15 protein-coding genes are annotated in these 17623 nt (G+C 66.7%); 3 read left to right on the top strand and 12 right to left on the bottom strand.

The window, feature by feature from the left end; genetic code table 11:
* Positions 1-23: 23 nt before the first annotated feature.
* From ACOZ9V_RS04530 to ACOZ9V_RS04520, 3 genes are all read right to left on the bottom strand, one after another.
* On the bottom strand, positions 24-848 hold the full coding sequence (locus ACOZ9V_RS04530) for a bifunctional allantoicase/(S)-ureidoglycine aminohydrolase (RefSeq protein WP_139469323.1): 825 nt from the start codon (positions 846-848) through the stop codon (positions 24-26).
* Between the two features lie 34 nt (positions 849-882).
* Entirely contained in the window at positions 883-2190 is a 1308-nt protein-coding gene (locus tag ACOZ9V_RS04525; protein WP_434594031.1) for a DUF6986 family protein, read from the bottom strand.
* A 109-nt stretch (positions 2191-2299) separates the two neighbouring features.
* Positions 2300-3679 (bottom strand): NAD-dependent malic enzyme, encoded by a 1380-nt coding sequence (locus ACOZ9V_RS04520; RefSeq protein ID WP_434594028.1) that lies wholly within the window; start codon positions 3677-3679, stop codon positions 2300-2302.
* A 162-nt stretch (positions 3680-3841) separates the two neighbouring features.
* Here ACOZ9V_RS04520 and ACOZ9V_RS04515 point away from each other — a divergent pair, with 162 nt between their 5' ends.
* A complete protein-coding gene (locus ACOZ9V_RS04515) occupies positions 3842-4621 on the top strand; it encodes an IclR family transcriptional regulator (protein WP_172174124.1) in 780 nt (259 codons plus the stop codon).
* 25 nt (positions 4622-4646) lie between these two features.
* Here ACOZ9V_RS04515 and aceE read toward each other — a convergent pair whose 3' ends face one another.
* From aceE to uraD, 4 genes are all read right to left on the bottom strand, one after another.
* A complete protein-coding gene (gene aceE / locus ACOZ9V_RS04510) occupies positions 4647-7391 on the bottom strand; it encodes a pyruvate dehydrogenase (acetyl-transferring), homodimeric type (protein WP_172174127.1) in 2745 nt (914 codons plus the stop codon).
* 95 nt (positions 7392-7486) lie between these two features.
* Entirely contained in the window at positions 7487-8371 is an 885-nt protein-coding gene (gene pucL, locus ACOZ9V_RS04505; RefSeq protein WP_434594023.1) for a factor-independent urate hydroxylase, read from the bottom strand.
* Positions 8372-8526: 155 nt separating this feature from the next.
* A complete protein-coding gene (gene uraH, locus ACOZ9V_RS04500; RefSeq protein ID WP_172174149.1) occupies positions 8527-8850 on the bottom strand; it encodes a hydroxyisourate hydrolase in 324 nt (107 codons plus the stop codon).
* On the bottom strand, positions 8847-9338 hold the full coding sequence (uraD, locus tag ACOZ9V_RS04495; RefSeq protein WP_139469311.1) for a 2-oxo-4-hydroxy-4-carboxy-5-ureidoimidazoline decarboxylase: 492 nt from the start codon (positions 9336-9338) through the stop codon (positions 8847-8849). Before uraD ends, uraH begins: the two co-directional genes overlap by 4 nt.
* Before the next feature lie 199 nt (positions 9339-9537).
* On the opposite strand from uraD, the gene ACOZ9V_RS04490 reads away from it, so the two are divergent.
* Positions 9538-10731, top strand: a complete 1194-nt coding sequence (locus tag ACOZ9V_RS04490; RefSeq protein ID WP_434594018.1) for a glycerate kinase — start codon at positions 9538-9540, stop codon at positions 10729-10731.
* Positions 10728-11207: a peroxiredoxin gene (locus tag ACOZ9V_RS04485; RefSeq protein ID WP_434594015.1), complete on the top strand. Its 480-nt coding sequence runs from the start codon at positions 10728-10730 to the stop codon at positions 11205-11207. The genes ACOZ9V_RS04490 and ACOZ9V_RS04485 overlap by 4 nt, the downstream gene beginning before the upstream one ends.
* A gap of 81 nt (positions 11208-11288) precedes the next feature.
* Here the strand turns inward: ACOZ9V_RS04485 and ACOZ9V_RS04480 are convergent, their stop codons facing one another.
* From ACOZ9V_RS04480 to ACOZ9V_RS04460, 5 genes are all read right to left on the bottom strand, one after another.
* Positions 11289-12278: a DUF559 domain-containing protein gene (locus tag ACOZ9V_RS04480; protein WP_181270991.1), complete on the bottom strand. Its 990-nt coding sequence runs from the start codon at positions 12276-12278 to the stop codon at positions 11289-11291.
* A gap of 144 nt (positions 12279-12422) precedes the next feature.
* Complete coding sequence (gene allB, locus ACOZ9V_RS04475; RefSeq protein ID WP_181270992.1) at positions 12423-13778, bottom strand: allantoinase AllB; 1356 nt, start codon at positions 13776-13778, stop codon at positions 12423-12425.
* Positions 13779-13890: 112 nt separating this feature from the next.
* Positions 13891-15684: a glyoxylate carboligase gene (gcl, locus tag ACOZ9V_RS04470; protein WP_172174164.1), complete on the bottom strand. Its 1794-nt coding sequence runs from the start codon at positions 15682-15684 to the stop codon at positions 13891-13893.
* A gap of 126 nt (positions 15685-15810) precedes the next feature.
* Entirely contained in the window at positions 15811-16698 is an 888-nt protein-coding gene (locus ACOZ9V_RS04465; RefSeq protein WP_181270994.1) for a 2-hydroxy-3-oxopropionate reductase, read from the bottom strand.
* 35 nt (positions 16699-16733) lie between these two features.
* Positions 16734-17558: a hydroxypyruvate isomerase family protein gene (locus ACOZ9V_RS04460; protein ID WP_181270995.1), complete on the bottom strand. Its 825-nt coding sequence runs from the start codon at positions 17556-17558 to the stop codon at positions 16734-16736.
* Positions 17559-17623: the final 65 nt, after the last annotated feature.

Genomic DNA, 17623 nt, shown 5'->3' with positions numbered 1-17623 from the left:
AGGAGTTCGGAGCGTCGAGAAGCTCAGAGCTCGACCTGGCGGTTGACGTCCTTGTACAGCAGGTAGCGGAAGCGTCCGGGCCCTCCGGCATAGCAGGCCTGCGGGCAGAAGGCGCGCATGGAGATGAAGTCGCCCTCCTGCACCTCGACCCAGTCGCCGTTGAGACGGTAGACAGCCTTGCCCTCGAGCACGTAGAGGCCGTGCTCCATCTCATGCGTCTCCGCGAACGGGATGACCGCTCCGGCTTCGAAGGTGACGATGTTGACGTGCATGTCGTAGGCGAGGTCGTCCGGGTCGAGCGGGCGGGTCGTGCGCCAGCGTCCGTCGGTTCCGGGCATCGGCGACGGTTCGACATCGGCTTCGTTGCCGAACTTCGCCTCAGGGGTCAGTCCCGCCACGGGCTGGTAGCGTTTGCGCACCCAGTGGAAGCGGGCCGCCTCGGTGCCGGTGGACGTCGCCGACCACGTCGATCCGGCGGGCAGGAACGCGAACCCACCCGGAGTCAGCGTGTGCGCGGTGCCCTCATGGGTGACCTCGAGCGTTCCGGCCATGACGAAGAGGAACCCTTCGACCTCGGGCTGCGGTTCCGGCGCCTGCGAGCCGCCGCCGGGCGCGACTTCGAGGATCGTCTGCGAGAACGTCACCGCTCCCCCGGCCACGGGCTTGCTCAGCACCCACGACCGGGTCCCGGTCCACTCGGGCAGATTCGAAGTGACGATATCGCGCATCACTCCGCGCGGGATGACCGTATAGGCCTCGGTGACGAGTGCACGGTCGGTGAGCAGATCGGACTGCGGCGGGTGGCCGCCGGTCGGGGCCCAGTAGGTGTACGGGTCGGTCGTCGTCATGGGCAGGGTCTCCTTCGGTCGGTGGTCGGTGGGCTCAGTCGAGCGAGCCGGTGCGGGCGAGCTGCCCGAGCTGGGTGAGGCTGAGATTCGTCCGCGAGGTCACGAACTCCTTGGTGTGGGCTCCGCAGACGAGTCCCCTGTCGAGGTAGCGGGCGAGCGCCTTCGCGGTCGCGGGTTCGTCGAGGACCGTCGAATCCGCCTTGAACACGTAGTCGTGCAGGCGCTGCGCCGCCCGTGGCCCGCCTTCGCGGTAGAAGGCGAAGGTCGCCAGGAACCTGGTCGGCAGCTGGTGCGGGTGCAGATCCCAGCCCTGGTAGATCCCTCGTTTGAGATGGCGGCGGACGAGGCCGGCGTGCAGAGCCCACGCGTGGTGGACCTCCGCCGGCTCGCCGAGCGGGAGAATGTTCGTCGACCCGTCGGAGAGGTGGACTCCAGTGCCCGCGACGGCGAGCATCATCTGGTTCTTCGCGAAGTCCGCGACCGGATGGTCCATCGCCTGGTAGGCCGCGGCCACTCCCATCGACGCCGAATAGTCATAGGTTCCATAGTGCAGCGAGGTCACGCGCCCGGCCCCGGCCTGCAGCGCCGTCGCCAGCGGCACGGTGCCATCGGCGGCGAGGACGAGCTGCGGGGTCTCGACCTGGATCTCGAAGGTGATAGTCCCTTCACCGAGGCTGTGCTCGGCTTCCAGCGCTCGCGCGGCGACCACCATCGCCCGGACCTGATCGACGGTGCTGACCTTCGGGAGGGTGAGCACGAGATTCTCCGGCAGTCTGCCGCCTGCCTTGATGAGTTCGGAGAGGAACAGGTCGAGAGTGCGCAGACCGCGTTCCCGGGTCGCTGACTCCATGCATTTGAACCGGATGCCGACGAAGCCGGGGGCTGCCTTCTCCGCGCGGCCGGCCACCGCATCGCGGGCGGCCTGGACGACCCACCGATCCTCGGTCTCATCCCCCTGGTCGCCGAATCCGTCTTCGAAGTCCAGACGCAGGTCCTCGATCGGCTCACGTTCGAGCTTCGCGGTGACCGCCTCGGCGAGGAGTTCGGCCTCCCGCGCCACCTGGTGGATGCTGGGCACCTGGCCAGGGATCGCGGGACCGGATTCCTTCCGGGCTGCGGTGATGACGCGTTCGGCCAGCTGCAGCATTCCGCCGTGGGCCTCGACGCATTCGAGCGCCTGCTGCCCCCACTGGTACGGCAGGTCGGCACTCGTGCGGTGTCCGGGCACGTACACGGTGTGCACTGGCTGGCGGACGTCGCGATCACCGGGGTACGCGGTCGCCAGAAGCTCGTCCGTGTCTCCCAGCAGTGAGTCGATATCGGCGAGTGTTGATCGTTCCACTTTCACATTCTCTTTCTCTGCACGGGGTTCGACGGCGAGGCGGCGGCGCCTGACCTGGCCTCATTGTCTCTCATTCTCCGTCCCCAGGCACGCAAGGCTCTCTGGGGTTTCAGGACGAGACCCGGGCGACCGCCTCGGCGACCTTCTTCGCGACTTCGGGATCGAACACGGAGGGGATCACGTAGCCGGGGTGGAGTTCGTCCTCGGGGATGCACGAGGCGATGGCATCGGCGGCGGCGACCATGATGTTCTCATCCACGTCGCGGGCTTCGGCGTCGAGGAGTCCGCGGAAGATTCCCGGGAACGCGAGCACATTGTTGATCTGGTTCGGGAAGTCGCTGCGGCCGGTGGCCACGACGGCTGCGTGTTTCGCCGCCTCGGCGGGGTCCACCTCGGGGTCGGGATTGGCCATGGCGAAGACCAGCGCGTCCTTGTTCATCGCCTCGATATCGTCACCGTCGAGCACATTCGGGGCGGAGACGCCGATGAACGCGTCGGCGCCGACGACGGCTTCCTTGAGGGTGCCGGAGAAGCCCTCGGGGTTCGTATTCGCCTGCAGCCACTTCTTGTGGTCGGTGTCGACCGTCGAGTCCGGGCCGATCGCCCCGTCGCGGCCGCAGGCGATGATGTTCGCGGCACCGGCGACCTGGAGGAGGCGGATGATGGCGTTGCCGGCCGCGCCGACTCCGGAGACGACGATGCGCAGGTCCTCGATCTTCTTGTCGACGACCTTGAGCGCGTTCTTCAGCGCGGCTAGGGTGACGACACCGGTGCCGTGCTGGTCATCGTGGAAGACGGGGATGTCGAGTTCCTCGCGCAGCCGGGCCTCGATCTCGAAGCAGCGCGGGGCAGCGATGTCTTCGAGGTTGATTCCGCCGTAGGCCGGTGCGATGGCCTTGCAGATGGAGATGATCTCCTCGGTGTCCTTCGTGTCGAGGGCCACCGGCCAGGCGTCGACATCGGCGAACTGCTTGAACAGCACGGCCTTGCCCTCCATCACCGGCATGGCCGCTTCGGGGCCGATATCGCCGAGGCCGAGCACCGCGGTCCCGTCGGTGACCACGGCGACGGTGTTGCGTTTGATCGTCAGCCGACGTGCATCCTCTTTGTTCTCAGCGATCGCCTTGCACACACGGGCCACACCCGGGGTGTAGGCACGGGAGAGGTCGTCGCGGTTGCGCAGGGGCACCTTCGGGGTGGATTCGAGCTTGCCGCCGAGGTGGAGCAGGAAGGTCCGGTCCGACACCTTGTGGACGTCGACTCCGGGCAGGGCACCCAGCGCATCGGAGACTTCGTCGGCATGGGCGACGTCGCGGGTATCGGCGCTGACGTCGATGATGACCGAGTGCGGAGTGGACTCGACGACGTCGAGGGCGGTGACTGACGCGCCGGTGGCGGCGGCCGCGGCGACGAGGTCGGAGGTCGAGGCCTGACCGACCTGGGTGCCGACGCGCAGAGTGATGGAGTATCCGGGGCTGGTGGCGACCATGGGCAATATCCTCCTTGATATCGAGTTTCCGTATTATGGATAATAACTTCTGCCTAGTGGAAATACTAGACGGTGTCAGTGGATTCGGAAAGTTTCTTCCATTTCGGGACTAGACTGAACGGAGTTTCACTGCCGAGACTCACCACAGATTAAGGAACATCGATGAGCAGCAAGGACACCCCGGCGATCCGCCAGTCCAAGGGCGGCGTGCAGTCCGTCGAACGCGCGTTCGGACTGCTTGAGTGCATCGCGAACTCCGCAGGATCGGCGACGCTGAGCCATATCGCCGCGGACGTCAATCTGCCCCTGCCGACGATCCATCGTCTGCTCAACACCCTGGTCAACCTCGGCGTGGTCCGACAGCTTCCCGACCGCGGCTATGCGCTCGGGCCCGGGCTGGTGCGACTCGGCGATATCGCCGGCTCCCAGCTCGGCGCCGTCGCCCGCCCTTATCTGCGCGAACTCGTCGCCGAGCTCGGGGAGTCGGCAAACGTGGCAACGATGGACGGAGACATGGTCGTCTACGTCGATCAGGTCGCCTCCGAACGCCAGATGAGGATGTTCACCGAGGTGGGACGCCGTGCCCATATGCACGCCACCGGGGTCGGCAAGGCCATTCTCGCGGGGCTCGAGTCCGAGCAGGTCCGGCATATCGCAGCCACCGCCGGAATGCCCACCCCCACGGAATACAGCATCGGGACGATCGAGGATCTCGAGGCCGAGCTGAGCCGCATCCGTGAGCGCGGCTATGCCATCGACGAGCAGGAGCAGGAGCTCGGGGTGCGCTGCTTCGCCATGGCCATCCCGGACTCCCCCGCGCCTTTGGCGATCTCCGTGTCGGGTCCGATCAGCCGCGTCGACCAGTCGTTCGCCGATCGCGCCGTGCCCCTGCTCAAAGACGCGGCCGCCCGCATCTCCGCAGAGATGCAGAGCGGCCGCTGACTCTGGCTTCAGCTCCCGGACCGGGTCAGGAGTCTCCGCCGGCCGTTCCCGAGGTGCCGGCGTTGACGTCGTTCAGACGATAACGTCGAGCCGCCTCGGCGGGAATGGATCCGTCGATCTCACCGCGCTTGGCAAGCAGCTGCAGGGTGCGCACGACCATCGAGTGCGCGTCGATCTTGAAGTGCCTGCGCGCGGCGGCGCGGGTGTCGGAGAAACCGAACCCGTCGGCGCCGAGCGTCGCGAAATCGTGGTCCAGGTACGGCCGGATGAGATCCGGCTGGGTGGAGTCGAAGTCGCTCGTGGCCACGATCGGGCCAGGCTGCCCCTCCAGCTTCTGACGCACGTACGGCACGCGGTCGGCCGCCTCGGTGCCGTCGGCGGCGCTGAGTTCCGCAGCTTCGCATTCGAGGCCGTCGCGGCGCAGCTGCGCCCATGAGGTCACTGACCACACGGCGGCATCGACGCCCCAGTCGGCGGCGAGCAGGTCCCGGGCCTCGAGAGCCCAGGGCACGGCCACACCGGAGGCGAGCAGCTGCGCTTGCGGACGGTCGCCGGGGGCCGCCTCGGCGACGCGGTGGATGCCCTTGAGGATGCCCTCGACGTCGACGTCCTCCGGTTCGGCCGGCTGGAGCATCGGCTCGTTGTACACGGTGAGGTAGTACATGACATTGCGCTCGTCCTCGCCGAGGTCGTGCTCTCCGTACATGCGATGCAGACCGTCGCGGACGATATGCCCGATCTCGTAGCCGAAGGCCGGATCAAAGACGCGCACGGCCGGGTTCGTGGCCGCGAGCACCGGGGAATGTCCGTCGGCGTGCTGCAGGCCCTCACCGGTCAGGGTCGTCCGTCCGGCGGTGGCGCCGATGATGAACCCGCGGGTCATCTGGTCGCCGGCAGCCCAGAAGGCGTCACCGGTGCGCTGGAACCCGAACATCGAGTAGAACACGTAGATCGGGATCATCGGTTCGCCGTGGGTGGAGTACGCGGTTCCCGCGGCGGTGAATCCGGCCGCGGCACCGGCCTCGTTGATGCCCACGTGGAGGAGCTGGCCGCTCGTGGCCTCCTTGTACGAGAGGAACATCTCGCGGTCGACGGCGAGGTAGTTCTGCCCGTTCGGGTTGTAGATCTTCGCGGTCGGGAAGAACGCGTCGATGCCGAAGGTGCGGGCCTCATCGGGGATGATGGGCACGATCCGCTCGCCCAGCCCCTTCTCTCGCATGAGGTCCTTGAGCAGCCGGACGAAGGCCATAGTCGAGGCGGCCATCTGCTGCCCCGAGCCCTTCTTCGTCTGTGCGAACGCCTTGTCGCTGGGCGCGGGCAGGGTGATCTTGTTGTGCTCGGGTTTGCGTGCCGGCAGGAATCCGCCGAGCTGACGCCGACGGTCGAGCATGTACTGGATCTCTTCGGAATCCTTGCCCGGGTGGTAGTAGGGCACCGCGTACGGGTCCTCGTCGATGACCTTGTCGCTGATCGGGATGTCCATCCGATCGCGGAAGGCCTTGACGTCGTCGGCGGTGAACTTCTTCATCTGGTGCGTGGCATTGCGGGACTCGAACGTCGTGCCCAAGCCGTAGCCCTTGACGGTCTGCACGAGGATGACGGTCGGCTTGCCCTTGGTGTTCACGGCCTTCTGGTAGGCGGCGAAGACCTTGTGATAGTCGTGGCCGCCGCGTTTGAGGTTCCAGATGTCGTCGTCGGACAGGTGGTCGACGAGCCCCTTCGTCGCAGGTGTCCGGCCGAAGAAGTTGTCGCGGATGAATCCGCCGGATTCGGCCTTGAAGGTCTGGTAGTCACCGTCGAGGGTCTCGTTCATGATCTTCACGAGGTCGCCGGTGCGGTCCTTGGCCAGCAGGTCGTCCCATTCGCGGCCCCACAGCACCTTGATGACATCCCAGCCGGCGCCGGTGAAGGTCGCTTCGAGCTCCTGGACGATCTTGCCGTTTCCGCGCACGGGGCCGTCGAGGCGCTGGAGGTTGCAGTTGATGACGAAGGTGAGGTTGTCCAGCCCTTCGTTCGCGGCCAGCTGCAGGGCGCCGCGCGATTCGGGTTCGTCCATCTCGCCGTCGCCGAGGAACGCCCACACCCGCTGATCCGAGGTGTCGGAGATGCCGCGGTTGTGGAGGTAGCGGTTCATCTGCGCCTGGTAGATCGCGTTGATCGGGCCCAGACCCATCGACACGGTCGGGAACTGCCAGAACTCCGGCATCAGCCGCGGGTGCGGATACGAGCTCAGTCCGTGCGGGGCACGTGAGACCTCCTGCCGGAACCCGTCGAGGTCGGCCTCGGTCAGGCGGCCCTCGAGGAACGCCCTGGCGTACATTCCCGGTGAGGCATGGCCCTGGAAGAAGACCTGATCGCCGCCGCCGGGGTGGTCCTGACCGCGGAAGAAGTTGTTGAATCCGATTTCGTAGAGCGTGGCGGCGCCGGCGTAGGTGGAGATGTGCCCGCCCACGGAGATCTCGGGCCGCTGCGCCCGATGGACGAGCATGGCGGCGTTCCACCGCAGCCATCTGCGGAAGCGGCGCTCGACCTTCTCCTCGCCGGGATAGAACGGTTCCTGGTCAACGGGGATGGTGTTGACGTAGTCAGTGGTGGTGACCTTGGGCTGGGCGACGGAGTTCGTGGCCGCGCGTGCACGCAGCGCCTCCATGATCTCGCCCGCGCGCTGGGTTCCGCGCGCGCCGACGAGCCCTTCCCAGGACTCGATCCATTCATCGACCTCTTCGTCGACGTGTCCCCTCGGACTCGCCGAGGTTGTGTCCTGTGTCATATCGGGGTTTCCTTCTCACGGGGTCCGGGCTCCCGGAACAGTACCCCGGGAGCCCGGAGATGGAAAGTCCTGTCTCAGCAGGTAATGTTCAGATCTCAGCAGAAGCCGGCGACCTGTGCCCATGCGTCCTTGTTCTCGTCGACGCCTTCACGGGTGAAGGTGGCTTCGATGAGGCCGTAGGGGCGGTCGGCAACGATGAAGACCTCGTTCGGGTTCTCGAGCCCGAAACGTTCGATGTCATAGAGGAAGTGGTGCTTGTTCGGGCAGGAGAAGCGGATCTCGTCGATCTCCGGCACAGCCTCTATGACCTTCTCGCCCATCTGGTACAGCGTGTGCTGCAGGGCGTGGGAGAAGTGATCGGTGAAGGAGTCGAGGATGATCTCCTTGACCTTGGTGTACACGGCTTCGAAGTCGAGGTCGGTGGTGTTGTAGATCCACCGGGTGGCGATATCGGTCGCGAGGATCCGGTCCTGGGTCTCCGGCAAGGTCGTGTACTTGTCCTTCGGGTAGCCGACGAAGCCCGACTCCGTGGTCTTGAGCACGGTGAGTCCGTTGAAGCCGGAGATCAGCGTGTCCTTGTCGCCGTCTCGGGTGAAGACGACGGTGCGGACCTCGGGAGCGGACTTGAAGAACGAGTGCTTGTGGTCGTTGATCCGGTCCCAGCCGTATTCTTCGGCTTCCCAGCGTCCGCCGGTGACCCAGTCGAAGCTTGAGGTGAAATGGTCGGCCAGGCCCATGAGGAACTGTTCGGGCGAGCTCACGCCCAGCTCCTTGGCCTTCGCGAAGACCGTGTTCTTCTGGGTGTCGGTGGCGACGACGTGCTCGTTGTTGCCTTCGGTGTGAGCGGTCTCGAAGTCGCCCCACAGCTGTGAGGTGACATTGAGATCGCGGATCTCGTGGCGGTCGGTGTCGCGGTAGACCCGCATGAGTCGGTTCTCCGCCTTGCCGTACTGGTTCGATGTCAGTCGGACCTTGCTCATTTTCTTCCTCCAGTTCGTCGGCGTGCACCCCTGCACACGCCGTGACCATTCGTTTGGCGAGGCCTGCCGGCAGTTCCCGGACGGCTTCGGCGGTTTGTTGAGGATGGAGATCCTGCAGGGGGCCTGCTTCCCCTGTGAGCGATTGTGGGCGCGGCTCAGCTGCCGCGGTAGGTGCTGTAGGCGAAGGGGCTGAGCAGCAGCGGAATGTGATAGTGCTCCTGCCCGGCCTGGACGGTGAAGTCGATGGTGACCACGGGGTGGAAGTGATCGATCTCGCGGGCAGCGAAGTAGTCGCCGGTGCCGAAGACGATTCGGTAGTCCCCCGGCTCGAGGTGGTCGGGGCCGAAGTCGGAGACTCGCCCGTTGTCGTCGGTGCGGGCCGAGACGATGGTCTCGGCCCCGGAGTAGAGAGTGACCTCGAGGTCGGCGGCGGGGGTGCCGACCATGGAGTCGAGCGCGTGGGCGGTGATGAAGCTCATGAGAGGATCCCTTCGAGTCTCAGTTCGGCGATCTGGATGAGCTGCTGCCCGACCTCGGCGGTCTCATCCTCGTCGGTGTTGTCCATGCGGCGCTGCAGTTCGGAGAGGATCTCCTCAGGGGTGCGACCGGCGGCGCGGATGAGGAAGACGCGGTCGAAGCGGTCTTCGTAGGCGGCGTTGCCCGCGGCCAGCTGGGACTGCACGTCTGCTTCCAAGGTGCCGAGTCCGGCCTGCTCACGGCTCGAATGGGCCGCCTCGGCGCTGTCGCCCTTCGCCTTCTCACCGATGCGCGGATGATGGGACATCGCCGCGTCGATCTCGGCGGTGGTCAGCGGTGCGGCGGCGCGGGACGCCGCCTCGGCGGAGTCGAGGTCGGCCAGGGGGCGGGCGTCGACGATCGCGTCGATCCACCGGTCGACGTCGAGGCAGGGACGCAGAATTCCGCGGGCATCATCGGCTGGGAGTCGGTTGAACTCGGCCAGGTCCACGGTGACCTCCTTGGCAGGCGCTGAATGACTTTCACCGTTCGGAATACCATTTCCGAACAACTGCTCCGAGTCTGCTGGGCGTCATCGGCAATGTCAAATTGCTCACACATTTTTGTGGAAACTTTCTTCCGTATAGTGGATACTGTTCGTGTGGCAACCGCCGCACACCCGGCCATCGACGATGAGGTTGAATGAGTGCATGAGCCTGACAACGACAGATCAGACCCCGTCAATCGTCTGCGCCCCTGACTCATTCAAGGGTTCGGCCTCCGCTCCGGCCGCCGCAGCCGCCATGGCCCGCGGAGCTCGAGCAGTCTTCCCCAGCGCACGAGTCACCGAACTGCCCTTCGCCGACGGCGGGGAGGGCACGCTCGACGCCCTGCTCGCCGTCTGGGGAACCCGGCCGCGCACCGTCGACACGGTCGATGCCCTGGGCAGGACCGCCTCGGCGGACTTCGGCCTCTCCCCCGACGGAAAGACCGCGGTCATCGAGGCGGCCCAAGCCAATGGCCTGCCGCAGGTCTCGGACGTGGAGCTGCGGCCCGAACGCGCCGACACCTATGGTGTCGGGCTCATCGCGACCGCGGCGCTCGACCTCGGCGTCGAGGAGATCCTGCTGTGCATCGGCGGCTCGGCGAGCACGGACGGCGGGACCGGAATACTGGCCGCCCTCGGCGCCCGCTTCACCGATGTCGCAGGTCAGCCGGTCGCCCCGGGCGGAGGCGGCCTGGCCGCGATCGCTGCGGTCGACACCTCGGGGCTGGACCAGAGGGCGACGGCCGTGCGGTGGCGCATCGCCGTCGACGTCGACAATCCGCTCACCGGGCCCCGCGGGGCCGCTGCGGTCTTCGGTCCGCAGAAAGGGGCGGACGCGGACTCGGTGGCCGTGCTCGATTCCGCGCTCGGCCACTTGGCCGAGGTGCTCACCGGCACCTCTGCCGAGGCGAAAGACCTGGCGGCGACTCCGGGATTCGGGGCTGCCGGCGGGATTCCGCTGGCGCTGACGACGATGCTCGGCGCCGAGGTGGTTCCCGGATCGACGATGGTCGCCGAGGCCGTGGGACTGTCCGAGGCCCTGGCCGACGCCGATTTCGTACTCACCGGAGAGGGATCCTTCGATTCCCAATCCCTGGGTGGGAAGGTCGTCGCGGCCGTGCGGGACCATGCCCCCGCCTCGGCGAGGGTGATCGTCATCGCCGGTCGGGTCGGCCTGACCGCCGCGGAATGCCGGGAAGCCGGGATCACGGCGGCGCTGTCGATCGCACCGGGACCGGCGGACCTCACCACCCTGTCCGAGCGCGCCGAAGCGCTCATCGAGGACACGGCCGCACAGGCGTGCGCACTCAGCGCACCGCCGGACGCACCATTTCAACGACGAAAGGACGCACCATGACCACGACCACTCAGACTCAGCTCACCGTCGGAGACATCGCTCCCGACTTCACGCTCACCGACGCCGAGGGGCGGACGGTGTCGAAGGCCGACTATGCCGGCCGCAGCGTCATCCTCTACTTCTACCCGAAGGCCGCATCGCCGGGGTGCACGACGGAGGCCCGCGACTTCCGGGACAACCTCTCGGCGCTGGCGGCCGCCGGCTTCGAGGTCCTCGGGGTCTCCCCCGATGACACCGAATCGCTCAAGGAGTTCGCCGCCGAGGAGGGGCTGACCTTCTCGCTGCTCTCCGACCCTGGCGCTGCAGTGGCGAAGGCCTACGGCAGCTATGGACAGAAGACGGTCGGCGAGCACACGTTCCAGGGCACCCAGCGCTCGACCTTCGTCATCGGCGCCGACGGCACGCTCACCCACGCCGAGTACAACGTCGACGCCCGCGGCCACGTGGCCCGCCTCCGCACCCAGCTCCTCCCCTAATTGCTACCTGGCGGCGGCGGTGCCACCTCGCGCGAGGTGGCACCGCCGCCGCCACCTGCGTCTGGGAGCGTTTCCGGGCACTCAGTTCGTGCGCAGACGGGTGGCGAGCTCTCCGAGGATCCGCTCGAACGGAGCCGCGCGGAAGAGATCGCCGTATGTGAGCCGGATGATCGTGTACCCCCTGGCTTCGAGTGCGGCCTGACGCGCCTTCTCCGCGGCGATGCTCTCTTCCGGCGAACGTCCATTCATCGTGTACTTCTCCACGCCGTCGATCTCGATGATCAGACGGGCATCGTGATTGCAGAAGTCGACTCGGGCGACAACGCCTCCGGAGTGGTCGAAGAATTCGACTTGCGGTTCGAAGCCGATGATTCCGTGTTCGAAGAAGCGCACTGCTGCGATCGACTCCGACGGGGCTTCGCGCCTGCCATCAGTGAGGTCGAGGGCGCGCAGCACCGCCGCGTCCCCGCGTAGTTCGGGGCATTCGGCCAGCACAGCCTCGATGCGGAATCGCGCGGTGCGGCGTCGGCGGATCACCTCGTCAAGCATCGGCACCGACATATCGGGTCCGTAGTCGCGGGCGACGTCGATGAGCGTCCGTTCCATCGTCGTCACCGCATAGATGCCGACCATCTGGCGATGTGGTGACGGAACCTCTCTGTCCCGGACATAGAGGTGCTTGTACTTGCGGCTGATGTTGGGACGCAGCACCTCCACCCTGGACTCGGCCGGATAGGCGATCGGGAGGCCGTGGATGAGCGCCGCCGACAGATGCGAGAAGACCTCACGCCCCTTCGACACTCGCCACCGTCCAGAAGCGGTGTGGATCTTCTCAGCACGAGTCCGGATGAGTACGCGAAGACGCTCGATCTCATCACGCATGTCGCCGTGGTGGCCGAACTCCTCGAAGTCCTCTTCACTCAGTGCCGACCAGATCGGCTCATGTCGCGCGTCCGTGCAGGAGCCGGTGGCCACATACCGTCCTCGCGCTACGCGTTCGAGGCAGCACTTCTCCCCGCGCCGAATCTCGTCTTTGGTGAACCCGAGCCGATAGAGCTTCTGCGTCGTCATACTTAAGTACATGACACCAAACTGCACTCTTGACCTTCAAAAGACAATAACCGAGAGCAATCTGTGGATAACTTCTCCCCACAACTACCTGACGGCGGCCGTGCCACCTCGCGCGAGGTGGCACGGCCGCCGTCAGGTAGTAAATCAGCGGGCTTTGAGGAGGCGGCCTCCCGGGGTCTCGAAGTCGACCGGGGCCCCGCGCAGCACCGTCTGCGTGACCCGACCGCGGACGGTGCGGGTGTCGTACGCGCTGATCTGGTTGCGATGCCAGAGCTCCGTCGCCCGCACGGTCCACTCGTCGTCGGGGGCGAAGACGGCGAAGTCCGCGTCATTGCCTTCGGCGATCGAACCCTTGCCTTCGACCCGAGCCACGGCCGCCGGTGCCGCGGACATCCAGCGGACCACCTCGGCGAGCTCGATTCCGCGCTTCGCTGCTTCGGTCCACACGAGCGAGAGTCCCAGCTGCAGCGACGAGATCCCACCCCACGCCGCACCGAAGTCGCCCGTGTCGAGCAGCTTGAGCTCGGCCGTCGAGGGCGAATGGTCGGAGACGATGCAGTCGATCGTGCCGTCGATGAGGCCCTGCCACAGCGCCTCCCGGTTCGATTCCTCGCGGATCGGCGGGCAGCACTTGTGCGTGGTCGCCCCGTCCGGGATCTCCTCGGCAGTGAAGACGAGGTAGTGCGGGCAGGTCTCGACGGTGAGCTTGACCCCTTCAGCCTTGGCCGCAGCGATCTGATCGAGCGCATCCGCCGAGGACAGGTGCAGGATGTGCGCCCGGGCACCGGTCTCCCGAGCAGCGTCGATGACGCGGGCGATCGCGACGTTCTCGGCCTCGCGGGGGCGCGTGGCGAGGAAGTCAGCGAACCTCGGACCCGAGTTCTTCGGTGCCGAGGTCATCACCTCGTGATCCTCGGCATGGACGATGAGCATTCCGTCGAAGGAGGCGATCTCGGCCATGTCCGCCGTCATCTCCGCCGGTTCCAGCGGCGGGAACTCCTCGACGCCGGAGTCCTCGAGGAAGCATTTGAACCCGTAGACGCCGGCCTCATGCAGGGGGCGCAGATCCGCGGTGTTGCCGGGGATCGCCCCGCCCCAGAAGCCGACGTCGACGAAGGCCTTGGGCTCGGCGACCGCCCGTTTCGTCTCCAGAGCTGCGACGTCGACCGTCGGTGGCAGCGAGTTCAGCGGCATGTCGACGATCGTCGTCACTCCCCCGGCCGCGGCCGCGCGGGTGGCGCTGGCGAAGCCCTCCCATTCGGCGCGACCGGGATCGTTGACGTGGACGTGGGAGTCGACGAGACCGGGCAGCAGCACCTGATCATCCGCGATCTCGATGACTTTCACCTCCGCCGAGGCGGCTGTGCCCAGATCCTGTCCACCGCGGGCGATCTCGGCGATCCTCCCGTCCCTGACCCCGATCGTCACCAGTTCGATGCCCTCCGGCAGCAGAGCCTTCTCGGCATGGATGATCAGGTCGAAGTCGGCGTCGTTGCTCATGTTCCTCCTCGGTCGCCCGCCCCTGGGGGCCGGTGGATTCAGTTTCGGTATACCGTTCTAGCCTACTCGGCTCGGGCGGTTCGGCCCAGCCCCCCGGCGGGTTGGACCCTGCCTATTTCGCTGCAGCCAGTTCGCCCATCGGGCTCAGCGCCGTCGGAGCGTCGGCCGGGGTCTGGGCGAGCGTCTCGAACTCGTTGATCTGATCGAGGGCGGTTCCCATCGAGATGTTCGTGACGCGCTCGAGGATGACCTCGACGACCACGGGCACCTGGTGTTCGTCCATGAGCTCCTTGGCCACGCGCAGGCCTTCGCCGATGAGTTCGGGGTCCTCGACCCGCAGCGCCTTGCACCCGAGCCCCTGGGCGACGGCCACATGGTCGACTCCGTAACCGGACGATGCGGAACCGGCGGTGTTGATGTTCTCGAATGCCAGCGACACCTCATAGTCCATCTCGAATCCGCGCTGGGACTGGCGGATGAGACCGAGGTAGGAGTTGTTGACGACGACGTGGACATAGGGGATCTGGTGCTGCGCACCGACGGCGAGCTCTTCGATCATGAACTGGAAGTCGTAGTCGCCCGACAGCGCCACGACGGTCTCGCCGGGCTTGCCCTTGGCCACACCGAGCGCGGCCGGTCCGGTCCAGCCCAGGGGTCCGGCCTGTCCCGCGTTGATCCAGTGCCGAGGTCGGTAGACGTGCAGCATCTGGGCGCCGGCGATCTGGCTGAGCCCGATCGTCGAGACGTAGGTGACGTCGCGGCCGAAGGCCTGGTTCATCTCCTGGTAGACACGCTGGGGTTTGATCGGCACCTCGGTGAAGTTCGTCTTCCGGTGCTCGGTCGACTTCCGTGCCGTGCATTCGCCGGCCCAACCGGTGAAGTCCGGCAGCCCGCCCGACCGAGAGCGTGCGGCAGCCAGCAGTGCGTCGAGGGCGGCTCCGGCGTCGGAAGCGACCCCGTAGTCGGGGGCGAAGACGCGTCCGATCTGGGTGGGTTCGATGTCGATGTGGACGAACTTCCGACCCTTGCGGTACACGTCCAGATTCCCGGTGTGGCGATTGGCCCAGCGGTTGCCGATGCCGATGACGAGATCGGATTCGAGGAAGGACGCATTGCCGTAGCGCACATGCGTCTGGATTCCGACCATGCCCGCGGCCAACGGGTGGTCATCGGGGATCGCACCCCAGCCCATGAGGGTCGGCGAGACCGGGATGGAGGTGAGTTCGGCGAATTCGACGAGCCTGGCGGCGGCGTCGGCGTTGATGATTCCACCGCCGGCGATGATGATCGGGTGCTCCGCCTCGGCGATGAGGTCGAGGATCTTCTCCGCCTGCGTCGCGGTGGCCGCGGGCTTCGCCGGGGCCAGCGGTTCGTAGGTGTCGATGTCGAATTCGATCTCGGTCTGCTGCACGTCGATGGGCAGGTCGATGAGCACGGGTCCGGGACGGGCAGAGCGCATGAGCTGGAACGCGGTCTGGAAGACACCGGGCACCTGCCCGGCTTCGAGCACCGTCTTGGCCATCTTCGTCACGGGCTTCGCGATCGAGGCGATGTCGACGGCCTGGAAGTCCTCCTTGTCGAGCACGGCGACGGGTGCCTGGCCGGTGATGCACAGGATCGGCTGGGAGTCTGCGGCCGCGGCGTAGAGGCCGGTGATCATGTCGGTGCCTGCCGGGCCCGAGGTGCCCAGGCAGACTCCGATGTTGCCCGGTGCCGAACGGGTGTATCCGTCGGCCATGTGGGAGGCTCCCTCGACGTGCCGGGCGAGGGTGTGGCGGATTCCGCCGTGGGCCTTCATCGCCGAGTAGAGCGGGTTGATCGCCGCCCCCGGCAGCCCGAAGGTCTCGGTGGCACCTTCCTTCTCGAGGATGAGCACAACGGCGTCGACTGCGCGCATGCGTGTCATTGTTCGTCCTTTGTTCGTGAGCCGGCGACGACGCTGTCGCCGGCTCGGTTCATGGTTGGGCGGGACCGTTGGTGTCGTTGGGCCGACGACCCCGCCCGGCTGGTGTGGCCTCGCCGAGGCGGTCGTTCAGTTCTCGTTCTTGCCTGAGAGGGCTTCGATGACGGTGAAGAGGCCCGAGTGATCGAGTCCTCCGTTGCCCTGCTGCACTGTTGCGGCGACGAGCTGGGCGACCGTGGCGCCGAGCGGGATCGCGACTCCGGCCTCGCGGGCGGCGGCGGTGACGATGCCCATGTCCTTGTGGTGGAGTTCGAGCCGGAATCCGGGGTCGAAGGAGCGGTCGAGCATCTTCTGCCCCTTCTGGTCGAGCACCTTGGATCCGGCCAGACCGCCGCCGAGGACCTGCAGGGCCGCACCTGTTTCGACTCCATAGGCTTCGAGGAAGACGACGGCCTCGGCGAGGAGTCCGATATTGCCGGCGACCATGAGCTGGTTCGCGGCCTTGACGGTCTGGCCGGCTCCCGAGGGGCCGACGAGGACGATGGTCTTGCCGACGGCGTCGAAGACATCGGATACGGCGTCGAAGTCGGCCTGGTCGCCGCCGATCATGACGGAGAGGACACCGTCGATGGCTCCGGGCTCCCCTCCGGAGACGGGGGCATCGAGCGGTTTGAGGCCGGCGGTCTTGGCCTGTTCGGCCAGGTCCTTCGCGACGTCGGGGCGGATGGTGGAGAAGTCGATCCAGGTGGCCCCGGCGGACGCGTGGGCGAGGATTCCGTCGTCGCCGGTGAGCACGGCTTCGACGTCGGGTGAGTCGGGAACCATGGTGATGATGACGTCGGCCCCGTCCACCGCCTCAGCGATGGTGGCGGCGGCACTGCCTCCCGCCTCGGCGAGGGCGTCGGCCTTGGCCGGGGTGCGGTTGAAGCCGCGGACGTCGAATCCGGCGTTGACGAGGTTCTTGGCCATGGGCAGGCCCATGATGCCGAGTCCGATGAAAGCGATGGTCTTGGACATGGTGGGGGTTTCCTTCGAGTCGTCGGTGGTGATGTTCAGGCGGTCTGGGCGGCGCGGTCGAGCCAGTCGAAGGCGGTCGCGCGGTCCTGTTTGTATTCGAGCGCCACGGCTCCGGTGTAGCCGAGCTCGTAGGCGCGGTCGATCCACTGGCGCAGCGGCAGCGACCCGGTTCCCGGTGCCCCGCGGCCGTCGGCGTCGGCGATCTGGATGTGGCCGAAGTTCGCGGCTTCGGCTTCGATGACGACCGCGACGTCGTCGCCGTTGACGTGCATGTGGTAGAAGTCGGCGAGCACGGCGATGTTCTCGGGTCCGTCGGCGCGGACCTGGGCGACCACCTCGGCGGCGTCGGCGTAGCGCTTGAGCGGGTAGGCCTCGGCTCCGGAGACGGGTTCGACGAGGACGGATCCGCCGATTTCGGCGACCTTGCCGGCGGCCAGCGCCAGGTTGGCGGCGGCGGTGGCGTCCTGAGCGGCCGGGTCCTGTCCGTCGGTGCGCAGACCGTAGAGCGCGTTGAAGGCGCGGCAGCCGGTGCGGCGGCCGATGTCGACGACGATGTCGACGTTCTTCGCGAAGTCCTCTTCGGCGCCGATGATCGAGACCATTCCGCGATCGCCTGCTGCCATGTTTCCGGCCCAGAAGTTCAGGCCTTTGAAGGCGACGCCTGCGGATTCGAGGGAGGCGATGAACTCATCGACCTCCGCCGAGGTGGGGCTCGGGTTCCCGTCGAAGGGCCACCAGAATTCGACGTCGTCGAAACCGGCGTCCTTCGCGGCCTGCGCGCGCTCGAGAACGGGCAGTTCGGTGAGCAGGGTCGAGCAGTTGAGGACGTAGCTGCCAGGTGAGGTGAAGTTCTGGGACATGGAGCTCTCCTTTGAGTTGCCGCTGTTTTCCGTATTGTGGAAGTGTGTTTCCATTCCGTGAAATC

It is taken from the genome of Brevibacterium sp. 1718 (assembly GCF_051131255.1).
In the GTDB taxonomy this organism is placed as follows: Bacteria; Actinomycetota; Actinomycetes; order Actinomycetales; family Brevibacteriaceae; genus Brevibacterium; species Brevibacterium sediminis.
This window is presented reverse-complemented; position numbering and strand designations above follow the sequence as displayed.